Annotated in this window: 13 protein-coding genes; 10 read left to right on the forward strand and 3 right to left on the reverse strand. The window is 59.1% G+C overall.

Annotated features, from left to right (window positions below):
* Position 1: 1 nt before the first annotated feature.
* The 10 genes from KV106_RS10140 to KV106_RS10185 all read left to right on the forward strand — a co-directional run bounded on the left by KV106_RS10140 (position 2) and on the right by KV106_RS10185 (position 11,848).
* Entirely contained in the window at positions 2 to 1,045 is a 1,044-nt protein-coding gene (locus tag KV106_RS10140) for a polysaccharide biosynthesis protein (protein WP_261209902.1), read from the forward strand.
* Positions 1,046 to 1,049: 4 nt separating this feature from the next.
* Entirely contained in the window at positions 1,050 to 2,186 is a 1,137-nt protein-coding gene (gene wbjC / locus KV106_RS10145) for a UDP-2-acetamido-2,6-beta-L-arabino-hexul-4-ose reductase (RefSeq protein WP_261209904.1), read from the forward strand.
* A gap of 21 nt (positions 2,187 to 2,207) precedes the next feature.
* Positions 2,208 to 3,344, forward strand: coding sequence for a non-hydrolyzing UDP-N-acetylglucosamine 2-epimerase (gene wecB, locus KV106_RS10150; protein ID WP_261209906.1), 1,137 nt, complete (start codon positions 2,208 to 2,210; stop codon positions 3,342 to 3,344).
* Positions 3,345 to 3,350: 6 nt separating this feature from the next.
* The gene (locus KV106_RS10155; RefSeq protein ID WP_261209908.1) at positions 3,351 to 4,604 is read left to right on the forward strand and encodes a glycosyltransferase family 4 protein; all 1,254 of its coding nucleotides are present in this window, start codon (positions 3,351 to 3,353) and stop codon (positions 4,602 to 4,604) included.
* On the forward strand, positions 4,544 to 5,560 hold the full coding sequence (locus KV106_RS10160) for a UDP-glucose 4-epimerase family protein (protein WP_261209910.1): 1,017 nt from the start codon (positions 4,544 to 4,546) through the stop codon (positions 5,558 to 5,560). The genes KV106_RS10155 and KV106_RS10160 overlap by 61 nt, the downstream gene beginning before the upstream one ends.
* Positions 5,544 to 6,104, forward strand: a complete 561-nt coding sequence (locus tag KV106_RS10165) for a sugar transferase (RefSeq protein WP_261209912.1) — start codon at positions 5,544 to 5,546, stop codon at positions 6,102 to 6,104. Before KV106_RS10160 ends, KV106_RS10165 begins: the two co-directional genes overlap by 17 nt.
* Positions 6,105 to 6,122: 18 nt before the next feature.
* Positions 6,123 to 6,698 (forward strand): acetyltransferase, encoded by a 576-nt coding sequence (locus KV106_RS10170; protein WP_261209914.1) that lies wholly within the window; start codon positions 6,123 to 6,125, stop codon positions 6,696 to 6,698.
* Between the two features lie 240 nt (positions 6,699 to 6,938).
* Positions 6,939 to 7,373: a low molecular weight protein-tyrosine-phosphatase gene (locus KV106_RS10175; RefSeq protein ID WP_261209916.1), complete on the forward strand. Its 435-nt coding sequence runs from the start codon at positions 6,939 to 6,941 to the stop codon at positions 7,371 to 7,373.
* On the forward strand, positions 7,370 to 9,628 hold the full coding sequence (locus KV106_RS10180; RefSeq protein ID WP_261209918.1) for a polysaccharide biosynthesis tyrosine autokinase: 2,259 nt from the start codon (positions 7,370 to 7,372) through the stop codon (positions 9,626 to 9,628). The genes KV106_RS10175 and KV106_RS10180 overlap by 4 nt, the downstream gene beginning before the upstream one ends.
* Before the next feature lie 210 nt (positions 9,629 to 9,838).
* Complete coding sequence (locus tag KV106_RS10185) at positions 9,839 to 11,848, forward strand: polysaccharide biosynthesis protein (RefSeq protein WP_261209921.1); 2,010 nt, start codon at positions 9,839 to 9,841, stop codon at positions 11,846 to 11,848.
* 167 nt (positions 11,849 to 12,015) lie between these two features.
* Here the strand turns inward: KV106_RS10185 and KV106_RS10190 are convergent, their stop codons facing one another.
* From KV106_RS10190 to KV106_RS10200, 3 genes are read right to left on the reverse strand one after another with little or no spacing between them, the layout of a single operon-like run.
* Positions 12,016 to 15,171: a YjbH domain-containing protein gene (locus KV106_RS10190; protein ID WP_261209923.1), complete on the reverse strand. Its 3,156-nt coding sequence runs from the start codon at positions 15,169 to 15,171 to the stop codon at positions 12,016 to 12,018.
* Positions 15,120 to 15,887: a YjbF family lipoprotein gene (locus KV106_RS10195; RefSeq protein ID WP_261209925.1), complete on the reverse strand. Its 768-nt coding sequence runs from the start codon at positions 15,885 to 15,887 to the stop codon at positions 15,120 to 15,122. The genes KV106_RS10190 and KV106_RS10195 overlap by 52 nt, the downstream gene beginning before the upstream one ends.
* Positions 15,887 to 16,147 (reverse strand): hypothetical protein, encoded by a 261-nt coding sequence (locus KV106_RS10200; RefSeq protein WP_261209927.1) that lies wholly within the window; start codon positions 16,145 to 16,147, stop codon positions 15,887 to 15,889. Before KV106_RS10200 ends, KV106_RS10195 begins: the two co-directional genes overlap by 1 nt.
* Positions 16,148 to 16,415: the final 268 nt, after the last annotated feature.

Genomic DNA, 16,415 nt, shown 5'->3' on the forward strand with positions numbered 1-16,415 from the left:
TATGTTCAGCAACCGAAATTTATTGATCACCGGCGGCACAGGTTCTTTTGGAAACGCCGTCCTCAAGTATTTTCTAGACACCGACATCGGCGAAATTCGCATATTCAGCCGCGACGAGAAAAAGCAGGATGACATGCGCAAGCGCTACAATCATCCCAAGCTCAAGTTCTATATCGGCGACGTTCGCGATTCACGCAGCATAAGTTCCGCCATGCGCGGTGTGGACTACCTCTTCCACGCAGCCGCCCTCAAGCAGGTGCCCTCCTGCGAGTTCCATCCGATGCAGGCGGTGCGCACCAACGTGCTCGGCACCGAGAACGTGCTCGAGGCGGCGATTGCTGCGGGCGTCAAGCGGGTGGTGTGCCTGAGCACCGACAAGGCCGTCTATCCGATCAACGCTATGGGCATCAGCAAGGCGATGATGGAAAAGGTGATGGTCGCGGCCAGCCGCAATCTGGAGAGGACCAACACCGTGATTTGCGGCACGCGCTATGGCAACGTCATGGCCTCGCGCGGGTCGGTGATTCCGCTGTTCGTGGAGCAGGTGCTGGCGGGCAAACCGATCACGGTGACCGACCCTTCCATGACGCGTTTCATGATGACGCTGGAAGATGCGGTTGAGCTGGTGCTGCATGCCTTCGAGCACGGCAACAACGGCGACATCTTTGTGCAGAAGGCGCCGGCTGCGACGGTGCAGGTGCTCACGCAGGCGATCCTGGCGGTGATGGGCAAGCCCGACCACGAAGTGCGTAAGATCGGCACGCGCCATGGCGAGAAGCTGTACGAGGCGCTGCTGAGCCGCGAAGAAATGGCCTGCGCCGAAGACCAGGGCGACTATTACCGAGTGCCGCCGGATGGGCGCGACCTGAACTACGCCAAGTACGTGGAGCAGGGCGAGAAGCGCATCACGCACAGCACGCACGGCGAGGACTACAACTCGCACAACACCACGCGCCTCGATGTGGAAGGCATGAAGAAGCTGCTGCTCAAGCTCGACTTCATGCAGCGCATGGCACGCGGCGAACCAGCCGAAGCAGAAGGCTGAAGCAATGAAGAAGAAGGTGTTGATCACCGGCGTGAACGGTTTCGTCGGCAAGAACCTGCAGCTGCACCTTTCCGAGCGTAAGGACGTGCAGGTGGTGTGCTTCACGCGCGAGCACAGCCCGGCGCAGTTGTCCGCGCTGCTGCAAGACGTGGACTTCGTGTTCCATCTCGCAGGGGTCAATCGTCCGCAAGACCCGGCGGAGTTCGTTTCCGGCAATGCAGAGCTCACGCAGAGTCTCTGCGATGCAATGGCCGCGCTCGCGGAAAGCACGGGCAAGAAGGTACCTATCGTCTACACCTCGTCCACGCAGGCGGGGCGCAACAACAACCCCTATGGCCACAGCAAGCGCGGCGCGGAAGAAGCGCTGCGCGCTCTGGCGATCGCCTCGAGTATTCCGGTGCATGTGTTTCGTCTGCCGAATGTGTTCGGCAAGTGGTGCCGGCCCAACTACAACTCGGCGGTGGCCACGTTCTGCCACAACATCGCGCGCGGCTTGCCGATCCAGGTCAACGACCCTGCGTCGCCGGTCACGCTGGTGTACGTGGACGATGTCATCGCGCGCTTCGTGCAGCTTTTGGACGGCGCCGATGCCGCTGTAGACGCCGAGGGTTTCGCCACAATCGCGCCGCAATACACCACCACGGTGGGCGAGCTCGCCGAGCGCATCCAGTCGTTCAAGGACAGCCGCCAGACGCTCATGACCGACCGTGTGGGCACGGGGCTGGTCCGCGCGCTGTACTCGACCTACGTGAGCTACCTGCCGCCCGCGTCTTTTGCCTATGCGGTGCCGCAGCATGGCGATGCGCGCGGCGTGTTCGTCGAGATGCTCAAGACGCCCGATGCGGGGCAGTTCTCGTTCTTCACGGCGCACGCAGGCATCACGCGGGGCGGCCACTACCACCATAGCAAGACTGAGAAATTCCTGGTCATCAAGGGGCAGGCGCGCTTCAAGTTCCGGCACATGCACACCGGCGAAACCCACGAACTGGTGACTGCGGGCGACAAGTCTGAAATCGTCGAGACAGTGCCCGGCTGGACGCACGACATCACCAACATCGGCACCGAGGAAATGGTCGTGATGCTCTGGGCCAACGAGGTGTTCGATCGCGCGCGGCCGGACACCTTCGCCTGTCCGCTGTAGTCCCAGAACTCTGGATACTCAATGAAAAAACTCAAAGTCATGACCGTGGTCGGCACCCGACCGGAAATCATCCGCCTGTCGCGCGTGCTGGCCCGGCTGGACGAGCACTGCGAACACGTGCTGGTGCATACCGGTCAGAACTACGACTACGAACTCAACCAGGTCTTCTTCGACGACCTGGGCGTGCGCAAGCCCGACCACTTCCTGAACAGCGCGGCCAATGCCACCAGTGCGGCGCACACCATCGGCAACCTCATCATCGCGGTGGACCAAGTGCTGGGCGAGGTGCAGCCCGAGGCGATGCTGGTGCTGGGCGACACCAACAGTTGCCTCTCGGTGATTCCAGCCAAACGCCGCAAGATTCCGATCTTTCACATGGAAGCGGGCAACCGTTGCTTCGACCAACGCGTGCCAGAGGAAACCAACCGCCGCATCGTGGACCACACGGCGGACGTCAACCTTACCTACAGCACGATCGCGCGCGACTACCTTTTGCGTGAAGGGTTGCCGCCCGATCTGGTCATCAAGACCGGCAGCCCGATGTTCGAGGTGCTGACGCACTACCGTCCGCGCATCGAGGCGTCCGACGTTTTGCAGCGCCTGGGCTTGGAGGCCGCGCAGTACTTCGTGGTCAGTGCGCATCGCGAAGAGAACATTGAGTCGCCGCAGTCGTTCGGTAAGCTAGTAGCGGTACTGAATGCCGTAGCCGAAGACCACGGCCTGACGGTGATCGTCTCGACGCACCCGCGCACGCAAAAGCGCATCGATGCGACGGGCGCTCGCTTTCATCCGCAGGTGCGATTGCTCAAGCCACTGGGCTTTCACGACTATGTGAAGCTGCAGCTCTCCGCACGTGCTGCTTTGTCAGACAGCGGCACGATCAACGAGGAGTCGTCGATCCTGAATTTTCCGGCGCTCAACTTGCGCGAGGCACACGAGCGGCCCGAAGGGATGGAAGAGGCCGCCGTGATGATGGTGGGGCTCGAGGTGGAGCGCGTGCGCCAGGGGTTGGCGATTCTGGAAAGCCAGCCGCGAGGCGATGCGCGCGGCCTGCGCCAAGTGGCTGACTACAGCATGCCCAACGTTTCGGACAAGGTGCTGCGCATCGTTCACAGCTATACCGACTATGTGAATCGTGTGGTCTGGAAAAAGTACTGACGTCCTATGCGCCTGCTTGTCGTCTCTCAGTACTTCTGGCCGGAAAACTTCAGGATCAATGATCTTGTCGCCGAATTCGTGCGGCGTGGCCACCAAGTTACGGTGCTGACTGGCGTGCCCAACTACCCCGATGGCAAAGTGTTCCCCGCTTACCGTAACGCCGCCGAGATGTTCGCGCGCTATGAAGGAGCGGAGATTGTTCGGGTGCCCATGTTTGCACGTGGAAAGGGGGGCATCCGGTTGATGCTGAACTTTGCGACTTTCGCGATCAGTGCCACCGTGCTTGGGCTATGGAAGTTGCGCGGGCGCGACTTCGACGCGGTTCTTGCCTACGAGCCATCGCCTATTACGGTTGGGGTGCCTGCGGTTGCATTGCGAGCGGTCAAGCGGGCGCCGCTGGTTTTCTGGGTGCTCGACCTTTGGCCCGAAACGCTGGAAGCCATTGGCGTGGTTCGCTCTCCTTTCATCCTGCGTTCAGTGAGCCGGCTCGTGTCGTTTATCTACAAGCGCTGCGACCTGATCTTGGCGCAGTCGAAAAGCTTCGTGCCTCAAATCAAGAAGTACGCGGGTGACAGCGCCCCGGTCGAATACTTCCCCAGTTGGGCCGAGATGCTGTTCGACGTAGATCAAGCTGTTGCTGCGCCTGAGGTACAGGTCCAACCAGGGAGCTTTGATGTGATGTTCGCGGGAAACATTGGCGATGCCCAAGATTTCCCGGCAATCCTTGCCGCTGCGGAAATTCTCAAGGTGCACCGGAGCATCCGTTGGCTGATCGTCGGCGACGGCCGAATGGCGCAGTGGGTGGCAGATGAAATTCAGCGGCGCGGATTGGAAGAGTGCGTCCACATGCTGGGACGGCACCCAGTGGAGCGGATGTCGTCGTTTTTTAAACATGCCGACGCATTGCTGGTCAGCTTGAAGAACGAGCCTATCTTCTCGATGACCATTCCTGGCAAGCTCCAATCGTATTTGGCCGCGGGCGTTCCCATATTGGCGATGCTGAATGGCGAGGGTGCCGATGTGGTGAGAAATGCAGAGGCTGGATTGACTTGCAACGCAGGGGATTCCCAGGAGCTTGCCAAGGCAGTTGTGGATCTTTCGAAGAAATCAGTTGAAGAACGCAAGGCAATGGGCGCAAATGGCCTTGCGTTGAGTGCCAGAGAATTCGAGCGCGTCTCGCTGATCAGTCGATTGGAAGGATGGCTTCAGTCGCTGTCCTTTTCCGCCTCGGCCACAAAAAAACAAAGCGAGATCAGATGATTTTAGTAACCGGGGCAACCGGCTTTGTAGGCCGCGCGCTCATTGAGCGGCTGCTGGCTGATGGCCAGCCTGTCCGCGCGGCAATTCGCCGGGAATCCGGGCTCAAAAAATCCGGAGTCGAAATCGTAAGGGTTGGCGACCTCGGCGCAACCACTGACTGGCGAGAAGCCGTCGCCGATGTCGACGCCGTGATCCACACGGCCGCGCGCGTCCATGTGATGTCGGATGACGCGAGTGATCCGTTGATGGAATACCGGCACAGCAATCTTCACGGTACCTTGCAACTGGCACGGCAAGCCGCAGAGGCGGGAGTGCGACGCTTTGTCTTCGTAAGCTCCATCAAGGCCAATGGTGAAGCAACGCGGATCGGCACCGCTTTTTCCGCAGATGGGCCTGCCGTTCCGGTAGATCCATACGGCATTTCCAAACTGGAAGCGGAGCAGGCCTTGCTAGAGCTGGCAGCGCAAACCGGAATGGAGGTGGCAATAGTTCGCCCGCCTCTCGTGTACGGCCCAGGCGTCAAGGCGAACTTTCGCACGATGATGAGCATCGTCGCGCGCCGCATCCCGTTGCCGCTTGGGGGGGTTACCGGCAATCGTAGAAGCATGGTGTCGCTCGACAACTTGGTGGACCTGCTGACCATTTGCGTGCACCACCCCGCAGCGGGCAACCAGACCTTTCTTGTCTCGGATGATGAAGACCTTTCCACCGCACAGTTGCTAAAACGCCTCGGGCAAGCCATGGGAAAGCCCGCTCGGCTGCTCCCTGTTCCAGCGAACTGGCTGGAGCAAGGTGCTTCGATGCTAGGGCGAGCCGATGTTGCACACCGACTCTGTGGCTCGTTGCAGGTGGACATCTCCAAAACCAAACGCGTGCTTGGATGGGCGCCACCAATTACAGTTGACCAAGGCTTGAGGAAGGCCGCAGAAGGGTATTTGCGTGAAGCGTCTGTTTGATTTGGTTCTGGCAGCATTTATCACCATTGTGTTGTTGTTGCCCATCGCGATCATTGCGTTGGCCGTACGCCTCACATCACGTGGTCCCGCCCTTTATTGGTCTGACCGTGTTGGCAGCAACAATCGGATCTTCAAGATGCCAAAATTCCGCAGCATGCGAGTCGGTACGCCGGCAGTGGCCACGCACCTGCTGTCCGATCCCAAGGTGTACCTGACACCTATTGGCTCCTTTCTGCGAAAGAGCAGCCTCGACGAACTGCCGCAATTGTGGAGCATATTGATCGGAGACATGAGCTTTGTTGGTCCGCGCCCGGCGCTGTTCAATCAAACCGATCTGATTGAGTTGCGAACCCAACGCGGCGTGCATCTGTTGGCACCAGGGCTTACAGGATGGGCTCAGGTCAATGGGCGCGACGAGCTGCCGATCCCAGTAAAGGTTCAATTCGATATTGATTATCTTCAGCGTAGATCGTTTACGTTCGACATTCGAATTCTATGGCTCACCTTTGTAAAAGTGCTTAAGAGCGACGGTGTGACGCATTGATACCAGATGACTATTGCAATGCAGCGCTTGCTGATTATTGGTACGGGAGGGCACGGCCGCAGTGTTGCGGAAGCGTTTTTGCAGCGTGGCGACTACGTATTGGTGGGCTTTCTCGATGATGCTGTCGAATCTGGACAACACGTTTGGGATTGGCCAGTGCTTGGAACAACGGCAGCCCTGACCGCTTGTCGCGACTGGACCGACGCAGTCTTCGTTGCTATCGGCAATAACAAGCTGCGTGAAACCTTATATACGCGCGTGAAGGCCCAGGGATTGAGGTTGGCGACCGTGATTCACCCCGCCGCCGTTGTATCGCCCCGGGCTGTGGTAGGCGAGGGTAGCGCCATCATGGCTGGTGCTGTGGTGGGTACGGGCGCCAGATTGGGAGAAGGGGTGATTGTGAATTGCGGCGCGGTGATTGATCATGATTGCACGGTCGAACCGTTCGCTCATCTGGGGGTAAATGCAGGAATGGCCGGTAACAGTGTGCTGGGGCGCCGTGCGTTGATGCCTGTTGGATCGATGCTTGCACCTGGAGTCAGGATTGATGCGGACAGGGTGCTCCATCCGGGTGAAACGGTAGGCGCTTTATGACTTCGCGAGCAAAGAATCGGGATGGCAGAATTATGACTGAGGGCCAATGGCCTAAGCACAGAATCTTTCGAAGTGCGGGAAGTTGTTCTTTAAAAAATTTCTGGGAAACGGCCTCATGTTCATTGCAAAGAAAGCCGCGGAGTTCGAAAGAAAATGTCATCTAGGAGAGGAGGTTTTTACAATGACTAGCTGTCCAATATACTGGTCGACTGCTGCAAATGTTGGAAAGGATTGCCAACCATGAAGTCTGTTCTAGTCGTGTGCATTGGCAACATTTGTCGTAGCCCGATGGGGGAGGCCATCATTGCCTCGGAGCTGCCGCACCTAGAGGTGTCGTCTGCAGGCATAGGCGCGCTCGTGGGAAAACCTGCGGATCCTGTCGCACGTGAGCTTATGGCCGAGCGCGGGCTGGACATTGAATCTCATCGTGCGCGGCAGTTGACCAGTTTGATGTGCCAGAGGGCTGATCTGATTTTGGCAATGGATGAGGAACAACGCTTGCATATCAACCATCGTCATCCGTTCACCCGCGGCAAATTATTTCGCTTGGGCGATATTGCACGAATAGACATCCCCGATCCCTATCGCTTGGGCCGTGCGGCCTTCGAACAAGCCCTACAACTTATAGATGCCGGCGCGACTGCGTGGGCCGAACGCATTAGAAAACTCTCATGAATGCTACTGTCAATCTATCTCCTTCGCCCACTACCATCCCCGGAGTGCTACGCGATGATGACAGCGATACCATCCGCCTGTCAGAGTACTTGGATATCCTGATTGATCGCAAGTGGCTGGTCGCAGGTGTCACCTGTATTGCCGTCGCGCTCGGTGCCGCGTACGCACTGCTCTCGACGCCAATTTATCAATCTAACCTGTTGATTCAAGTCGAAGATTCGACGCCCGATGCGAAAAATTTCCTTGGGGATACTGCCAATCTGTTCGATGTGAAGACGCCTGCCTCGGGCGAGATCCAAATCATCCGATCGCGGATGATCATGGGTGGGGCGGTAGAGGCTACGCGGCTTTATATCAGTGCAGCGCCACGCTATATCCCGGTCATCGGTAAATGGCTTGCGAGGCGCGCTAATGGACTTTCGGAGCCGGGTTTTTTAGGAATGAGTGGGTACGTCTCGGGTACGGAGGCTATCAATATTGCAAAATTCGACGTACCACCTGCACTTGAAGACCAAAAGCCTTTCATTATTACTGTCCAACCCGATGATCGATACATCCTCACACATCCTGATTTGGATGAACCACTGCATGGTACGATCGGAACAGTATTGAGTCAGCAGGTGCGTGGTGGCGCTATTGTGTTGATAGTGTCGCGACTCGATGGTAAACCTGGTGCGCAGTTTGTCGTTTCACGCGCCTCGGTGCTTTCGATGACAGAGACCCTGCAAAATCGGGTGCAGCTCAGCGAGCAGGGCAAACAATCGAATGTGATCAGTGCCACATTGGAGGACAGTGATCGCGCTCGGCTTCGGAGCATACTTGATGAGATTGGTGTGCAGTACGTTCGTCAAAACGTTGAGCGCAAGGCTGCAGAGGCAGAAAAGACCTTGGAGTTTCTTGACAAACAATTGCCCGACTTCAAGAAGCAGCTTGAGAGCTCAGAAGATGTTTATGCTAATTTTCGTAACAAAAATGGAACTATTGCCTTTGATGAGGAAGCTAAGGCCGTTCTCGGTCAAGCCGTTCAGTTGCAGACGAAGTTACTTGAATCGGAGCAGATGCGTCGCGAACTTCTCTCGCGCTTCACTGAAATCAATCCCAAGATTCGTGTTGTTGATGGGCAGATAGCAGCTTTTCGTCAAGAGCTCGATGGCATTGAGCGTCGGGTGAGCGCCATGCCAGTATTGCAGCGTGATGCATTAAGGCTTGAGCGAGATGTGCGGGTCAATGGTGAATTGTATAAATCGCTCCTGAACAGTTCTCTTCAACTTCGCCTCGTAAAGGAAGGGAAAGTGGGTAACGTTCGCCTATTGGACAAGGCGACTGAGCCGAAAAGACCTGTAAAACCTCAGAAGTCGTTGGTTGTTGCGTTGTCAGTGGTGCTTGGACTTTTGGTCGGTGTTGCCCTGGCAATTGCTCGAAGCAAAATGGCTAGTGGCATCCACAATCCGCAGGAGATCGAGGATCGCCTGGGGTTGAGTGTGTATTCGGTGGTTCCACAGGCGCTTGAGCAGGATGCCCTTTTACAGTTGATCGCGACTGGTGCTGGTGGCGCCCAGGTTCTTGCTGTTACCGCCCCGGAGAGTCTCGCAATCGAGAGTCTGAGGAATTTGCGGATATCGCTTCAATTGGCCATGATGGAGTCTGGAAGCAACAGGGTCTTGGTTACCGGCGCAACGCCGGGTGTGGGCAAGAGTTTCGTGTCGAGCAATTACGCAGTCATCATGGCGCAGGCCGGCAAACGCGTGCTGTTGATCGATGCGGACTTACGCAAGGGCCATATCAACAAGTCCTTTGGCCTTCCTCGCCAAGGAGGCCTTGCAGATGTATTGGCCGGCGATATGGCTTGCGAGCAGGCGATTCATTCGCAAGTGCTTCCGAATCTCGACGTTCTTACGACCGGAAATTATCCATTCAACCCGGCAAACATGATGTTGTCGTCGGCGCTAGGAGATATTTTGGATGGAGCGTCGCAGCGATATGACTTGGTCGTGATTGACAGTCCCCCCGTTCTTGTCGCTGCGGATGCTGCGGCAGTATCAGCCCATGTTGGCGCGATCTTGTTGGTGGCGCGTGATGGGCTGACCCAGATCGGAGAGCTTAGTGAAAGTGTGAAACGGCTGGCACATGCTAATCAGCGTGTCAGTGGAGTGGTGTTCAACGGAATGGATCTCTCGCGCAGGCATTACGGCAGTTATGGATACAAGTACGGTGGTTATCGCTACACCGAATACAAATACAAGCAAGCTGACTAGCGGAAGGGGTGAGCGCGCGTTTGGAGCTGAAGTGATTACTCTTTTGAAAGCTAGTGGTCAAGCTTCTTATGCCTTTTGGAGGATCGTCTACAAACGTAGCAGTTTGTACACTTTCTAACAATCGAAAGTCTTAAAAGCGAGGGATGGCCTGAAGCATGAGGGGCAAAATCTTTCGCAATGTCCGGGCGCGGCTCGGGTAGGAGTTCCTGCGTGATCAATCGTCTGGCAGAGCAGTTGCTCGGATTGCCTAGGCCTGCCAAACGGTTACTGGCATTGTGCGTGGACGCGCTCGTGTGCGTGCTGTGTGTCTGTTTTGCGTTGAGCTTGCGTTTCGAGCAGTGGATGCTTCCTCGTGGGTTGCAATGGTGGGCAGCAACAGTGGCGGTGTTGATTGCGCTTCCACTTTTCACCATCTTTGGCCTGTATCGTGCGATCTTTCGCTATGCGGGTGCACCGGCGGTCTTGGCTATCTTGCGGGCTTGTGCGCTGTTCGGGCTAGCCTATGCCGCGCTCTTTACGATCGTCGGCGTCAGTTCCGTGCCACGAACAGTTGGGCTGCTAGTCCCGCTGCTGCTATTCATGTGTATTGGTGGATTGCGCATGCTCGCGCGCTACTGGCTCGGTGGCATGTACATGAGCGCGGTCCAGCGCAAGTCATTGCCGCAGGTGGTCATCTATGGCGCTGGCGGTGCGGGGTTGCAGCTCGCGGCAGCGCTCGCGCAGAGTCGCGACATGCTGGTGCGAGCATTCATCGATGATGCAAAGCATCTTCATGGCAGCACTCTTAACGGCATCAGGATTCAGCCGCCAAGCTGGTTGCGAGAGAACGCCGCGATGCTCGGGATTTCTGACGTCTTGCTGGCGATGCCCTCTACCAGCAGGGCACGGCGAGCCGAGATCCTGCACGATTTGCTTCCGCTTCATCTGCATGTGCGTACGCTGCCCGCGCTCGCTGATTTGGCCAACGGCCGCGTCCAAGTTCATGACTTGGTCGAAGTTGATATCGAGGATCTGCTGGGCCGTGATCCTGTCGCGCCGGTCGACGATCTACTGCACAAGCACATACGACACCAGGTGGTATTGGTCACGGGCGCCGGCGGCTCGATCGGCAGCGAGCTCTGCCGACAGATCGTCAAACTTTCGCCGTCGAAGCTGCTGTTGGTGGAGCTGACGGAGTTTGCGCTTTACGCCATTCATCAAGAACTAGAGGCGATGAGTCCGGAGGTCCAGATCATCCCTCTCCTTGCCTCGGTGCGAGACCCGGCACGCCTGCGCGAAATCATGCGTACTTGGCGGCCCGATACCGTCTACCACGCGGCCGCCTACAAGCACGTACCGCTCGTCGAGCACAACCCTGTCGAAGGCGTTCGGAACAACTCGCTGGGTACGCTTCTGGCGGCGCAGGTCGCAATGGAATGCCAGGTTCGCCGATTCGTGCTGGTGAGTACCGACAAGGCGGTGCGGCCGACCAATATCATGGGAGCGAGCAAGCGCTTGGCCGAACTCGCCTTGCAAGGGTTGGCACAGCAGCCTTCAGGAACCTGCTTTTCGATGGTGCGCTTCGGCAATGTCCTGGGCTCTAGCGGCTCGGTGGTTCCGTTGTTTCGCCGGCAGATCGAGGCTGGTGGCCCGATTACTTTGACGCACGCCGATATCACCCGTTACTTCATGACGATCCCGGAGGCGGCGCAACTCGTCATCCAGGCTGGCGCCATGGCGCAAGGTGGAGACGTCTTCGTTCTCGACATGGGCGAACCGGTTCGAATCATCGATCTGGCCCGGAGGCTGGTAGAGCTGTCGGGGCGAACCGTTCGTGACGAGAATGCCCCTGACGGAGACATCGAACTTCGCATTACAGGTCTGCGACCGGGTGAAAAACTCTACGAAGAGCTTCTCATCGGGGACAACGCGATGCAGACCACGCACTCTCGGGTGATGAAGGCTCACGAGCCTTGCCCACCGGCCGATGAGCTCTGGCGGCAGTTCACAATACTGGGAGCCATTCTTGATCGTAACGATGTACCGGCGCTCAAGCACGCGTTGGCGCAGATGCTACCCGGATACCAGCCGCACGCGGAGGTGGTCGATTGGGTGCATTTGGAAAGAAACTCGGCAAATGCAGTGCTGTTGCGTGACGTCGATCCGGATTCGAACGTCATTGGTGGTGAGGTCCTGCTGGACACCTCTCCTCGGGTTGCCGGGGCTGCTCTGGTCGCCTGATCGGATTGCTTGACCCGCGCCTTAGGACGACTGAAAACAAACGACAAGGCGGCCCGTCGCTTCAGCAACGGGCCGCCTTGTTTTTGATATGAGTGCCTTCGAACGCAGCGCTGTGGGGACTGGAGTTCTCGACACGTTCCTCAGCCCACAGTCGTCGATCCTCCGCCTCAGCGAGCCCCTTCGAAGTTCAAAATGTTGTCCCCCGCCCGCGGCGGATTGCTCTCCGGAGCCTCGATCGAGAAGGCCTTTGGATCCCTGATCGAAGTCATGTCGTACAGCGGATTGATCCGACCCAGCTTCGCCCCACCATCCCGAATGAGCGGCGACCAATTGAAGGCAGCGGTGAACTTGCTCGATTTCGGGAGGAATGCGTCGAAGGGCACCGCTACATAAATGCCCTTGTCGAAGCTACCCTCACCGAACTCCCGCGAAGAAACGTTCGTCTTGGTTGCATAAGCGCCGAGCACGACGCCGTTGTCGAAGCTCTTGCTGACGTTGAGCGTGACGCCCTTGTCACCCGCAAGGTACTGACCCACGCTGATGGTTGCGCGAACGCCGTTCCAGCCCGTGTCCCAGTACAGCGTGGCATGGCCCGTGTTGACCTTGTAGTCGCGCAGACCGAAGTCCTGCGCGAAATCGCGTTGCCGCACGTGGTTGATGTCGATGCCGAAAGCGACACGGCTGCGTGACGGGCGGTAGAGCCATTCGGCACCGACGCCAGCAAACATGGGTTCGAGAGCGCCGCCGTAGACGCTGTAGTACTGATCCTCGGCGAGCCGGCCCACATGCGTGAGTTGGAACACCGGCATCGTCAGCCGTTTCGTCGTTGCGTACTCTCGCTGAAAGGTCCGCACGCGTGGCAGGTTGCTGGGGGCGGTGTAGCTGAACTTGTCGAAGTTGTCGAACATGCGCCAGTTGAGGGCGCCGTTGAACCAGGTGCTGTCGGTGAATCGGTACTCGAGAACCGCTTGGATGCCGATCTGATAGAGCAGGAAGGCGTCCGGGCCACCGACGATCTGCGTGGTGCTGGGCGTGATGCCGAAGGTGTAGCGCTCGCGCTTGCGTTCCCACGGGGCCATCGGTGCGGGCGCCGCAGCCATGGCTGTGTCCGTCGAAGAGGCATCGGCCGCATTCTGCGGCGAATTGACGGAAGCACTCGCCGCCGTTGCAACCACTGCCGGCAGGGGCTGCATGTCTTCGCTGCTATCGACGTTCGGCGCGTACTCGCGCTGGCCGACCGCGCGCTTCTCGCTGGGGGTCATCGCCTTGTAGTGCTCGTTGACCCACTCGTCGCGGTTGATCACCTGCGCGTGCAGCGAAAGTCCGCGCTCGCGGTAGTGGAGCACGAAGTATTTGATGGAAGCCGGCGCATCGCGATGCAGCAGCGCGGTGATGGTTTCGACGCGCGCTTCGCGATAGACCGTCATGCTCTCGCTGATCCAGACATGGAGCTTGTCGCCCTGCGGGGCGATGCGCTGCACGGTCCATTCGGTGCGGGCTTCGATGTCGGCGGCGGTCGTCGGCCAGCCAGGCGGTGCCTTGGGGGCTTCGGGCGTGAAGCGCGGTAACGGCGCATCGGCCACCTTGGGGGACTGGAGCTTGGCAAGGTTGGTCGAGAGCGACACACCGAGCATGACCTTGTCGCCACGCTCGAAGCCCAGCGAGAAGGAAACAGCCGGCGAGTAACGATACTCGAGGCCCACGTTGAAAGGGGTGCGCTGGCGCTGATTGATGCCCGATGGCTCGTGCTGGTAGTCGTTGCCGTCGTACTCGAGCTTCAGGGTCAGCGGATCCCAGGGCGTGCGCCATTCGACGCCGCCGAAAAGCGCTGCGGGCCCGCGGAAGAAGCTGTTGAAGTTGGCTTGGCCTCCGGTCGAGGCGGTGTTACCGGAACGCGTTCTGAAGCGGTTGCTGATCGCGATCAGCGGATTCTTGATGTTGCCGCTGCTGCCCATGTAGCCCCAGCCGATGCCGAGGCTGAAATCGAAGTCGCCGTAGCGCTTGCTGGCGACGAGATATTCGGACGAGAACAGGCCGGTACCGCCGAAGTCGCGGAATCCAAGGGCGAGTTCCGGCACGTAGGCCGATTCCTTGGCGAGCCGGACCTTGAAATCGATACTCTTGTCCTTGTTCGATTGGCCTGTGGTACTGGCCGCGTAGGCTTGGTTGCTGATCGAGGTATAGCGAAAGCCGGCTTCGAACCACTCCAGCGGCTGGAACATGAAGTTCAGCCGCGAGTAGGGATAGACGTTGGTGAACGAAAACCGGAAGTCGCCGAGCTCGCCCATACGGGCCGTGGGCGTCTGCAGGAGGCCGGTTTCGCCCCAGTCGTTGGTGCTGGTCCTGAAGGCCTTGGGGGTGGACACGGGCTCGGGCAGCACGGAGCGGACCGGCGCGTAGTGGGCGGGCGCGGTGTCTTTTCCGGCGCCGAGACTCGTGGTCAGTGGTGGGTGCTTGTCTGAAGCGGTGGTCAGCGCGACCGTATCGAGCGCCGCGGCATCCAGCGCCTGGGGCGACGGTCCCTGGGTCGCCAGGAACTTGATCATCCCCTCCGAGGCCGCGACCAGGTCCGGCATCTGTCGAGGCGCGGCCCAGATCCAGGAGCCGGGCGCGGGTTCATCGGAGGGCTGGGCGTTCCAGGGGGCCACACCGACGCGCGCCGTGCGGCCGTCGGGCTGTGCCACCCAGGCCCAATCCGCGGTGGGCAGGTCGCAGGCCTTTGCATAGTCCCAGGCGCTGCGCCCGGCCTCGTGCCGGACATGGCAAAGCTCGCCGTTGGGGCGCACCACGGCAATGGTCTTCAATTCTCGCGGTCCAGGCACGAGCTGCTGGCCGGCCGACAGCACGGGATCTTCTGCGGGATGTGTTTCCAGCCATCGAGGATCGACGATGCCGAGGGCTACGCGTCCGGTCACCGGCAAGCCTTGTAGCCAGGTGATCAGGGCAAGCCGGTCGACCTGGCTCTCGCGTGAGGCGCGGCGGGCTTCGGCTTCGAGGCGAACCAGCAGTGTGTTCTTCAGGAACTGCTGGGCCAGCCGCTCCTCGGGGACGCGCCACGAGAGCCCGGGGGAGGCCGTTTCCGGTGGCTGCCGCAGCAACCATGTGCTGAATCGTTCGCCGGCGCGGACATCGGTGTCGGAGCGGGGCGTCTGGTCGTTCGAAGTCGCCGGCATCGCTTGCTGTGCCCATGCGCCGCATGTGACGACCAGTGCGCACGCCGCCGCGATGTGACGAGGCCAGTAGGAATGCCGGGGATGCGAACCTCGGGAGGTCATGTCCCAGCGCTCGCCGGGGCGCCGGCTGCCGGCGTGGGGGGTGTCCACCGCTCGAAGCTCATACACAGATTGTTGGAGATGCACTGCTCGGAATAGATGACAACAGGTGTGCCTGTCTTGTACGAGATTCCGAACCGGGCGGTAGGGAGCGAGCCAGTCGCTGGGCGCGAGACGCTGCGCTCCTCGTACCACTGCAGCGACTTCGGGTCCGCGCCCGCGATGGCTGTGTCGCCGGGCGCGGGGATGGAAATACGGGTAATTTCGTCACTGATGCCGAATCGATAGCCTGGCATGACGTCGCGCTCGCGCACATAGTGCTGCGCGATGGGCGCATTGCTGGGTGTCGAGGCAACTGCAGGCCAGGCGGGCCAATCGGCGATGCGAACGGCGCGCCAATCCGTGGTGAGCCCGGTAGTGCCGACCAGGCGACCGTTCTGCAGTCGCACGACTTCACCGCCACCGCTGTACCAGACCTCGACGGTGCCTTCCGGCCGCGGGTCCAGATAGCCGAGCACCATATAGATGGTGCGACCCGAGATATTGGCTCTCAGGTAAGCAAAATTGGGATTGAAATTCGGTGTGGCTGCAGACGGCTGCCCCCGATAGAGCGCGCGCGCCGTCTCCACAATGGCCGAAGAACCGGAAGAACAACCGCCAACGCCCAAAAAAAACGTTGCCCAAAGGCAACATTTAATAAGTCGCGTGGCGATACCGACGCGGGGACCTTTCAGCGAGTGCCCTCCGTCTAGGAGGGCTCGCAACATCAGCGGTGAGTGCCGGTGGTGCCAGTCGTGCCGGTGCCAGGGATCAGGCCGAAGCCGCCGCCCGAATTGCCGCCATTGCCGCTCACGGCGGCGACGAAGACGGCTGCACCTGCGCCAGCGGCAACCCACTGTTCGGTCGTCAGTCCGCCTTGGGCGTTGTTTGTGGCGGCATTGCCGCCGGCAGGAGCGCCTTGAGCGAACGCGGAAGAAGCCGCCAGAGCGGAAAGGGCGACAGCTGCAACCAGTTTGGTGGTCTTCATAAGGGATCCTCTCAAAGATTTTTATGCAATCGCGTCAAGGGTAGCAGTATTGAAAGTGGGTAGCAACCCGCTTGCACTTGGTTTCTTCTTTCAGAAGAAGCCATAGCGGCGATCGTGAAAAGGTTACGGATGTGATGTTACGTAGCAACGACCGCGATGTCGGCCGTAACGAGGCCTCCAAAAGGCCTCCAGTCCACCGGGTTCCGGGGGCATTCAAGTCGAGTGCCTTCGAAAAAATCCAATGAAATCAACAGTGTGGGCGATCTCA

It is taken from the genome of Variovorax endophyticus, assembly GCF_025376855.1.
Classification (GTDB): Bacteria; Pseudomonadota; Gammaproteobacteria; order Burkholderiales; family Burkholderiaceae_C; genus Variovorax.

Coding starts and splice junctions, on each gene's coding strand:
- KV106_RS10140 (WP_261209902.1), top strand. CDS start 2: ATGTTCAGCAACCGAAATTTATTGATCACCGGCGGCACAGGTTCTTTT.
- wbjC (WP_261209904.1), top strand. CDS start 1,050: ATGAAGAAGAAGGTGTTGATCACCGGCGTGAACGGTTTCGTCGGCAAG.
- wecB (WP_261209906.1), top strand. CDS start 2,208: ATGAAAAAACTCAAAGTCATGACCGTGGTCGGCACCCGACCGGAAATC.
- KV106_RS10155 (WP_261209908.1), top strand. CDS start 3,351: ATGCGCCTGCTTGTCGTCTCTCAGTACTTCTGGCCGGAAAACTTCAGG.
- KV106_RS10160 (WP_261209910.1), top strand. CDS start 4,544: ATGGCTTCAGTCGCTGTCCTTTTCCGCCTCGGCCACAAAAAAACAAAG.
- KV106_RS10170 (WP_261209914.1), top strand. CDS start 6,123: ATGCAGCGCTTGCTGATTATTGGTACGGGAGGGCACGGCCGCAGTGTT.
- KV106_RS10175 (WP_261209916.1), top strand. CDS start 6,939: ATGAAGTCTGTTCTAGTCGTGTGCATTGGCAACATTTGTCGTAGCCCG.
- KV106_RS10180 (WP_261209918.1), top strand. CDS start 7,370: ATGAATGCTACTGTCAATCTATCTCCTTCGCCCACTACCATCCCCGGA.
- KV106_RS10195 (WP_261209925.1), bottom strand. CDS start 15,887: ATGTTGCGAGCCCTCCTAGACGGAGGGCACTCGCTGAAAGGTCCCCGC.
- KV106_RS10200 (WP_261209927.1), bottom strand. CDS start 16,147: ATGAAGACCACCAAACTGGTTGCAGCTGTCGCCCTTTCCGCTCTGGCG.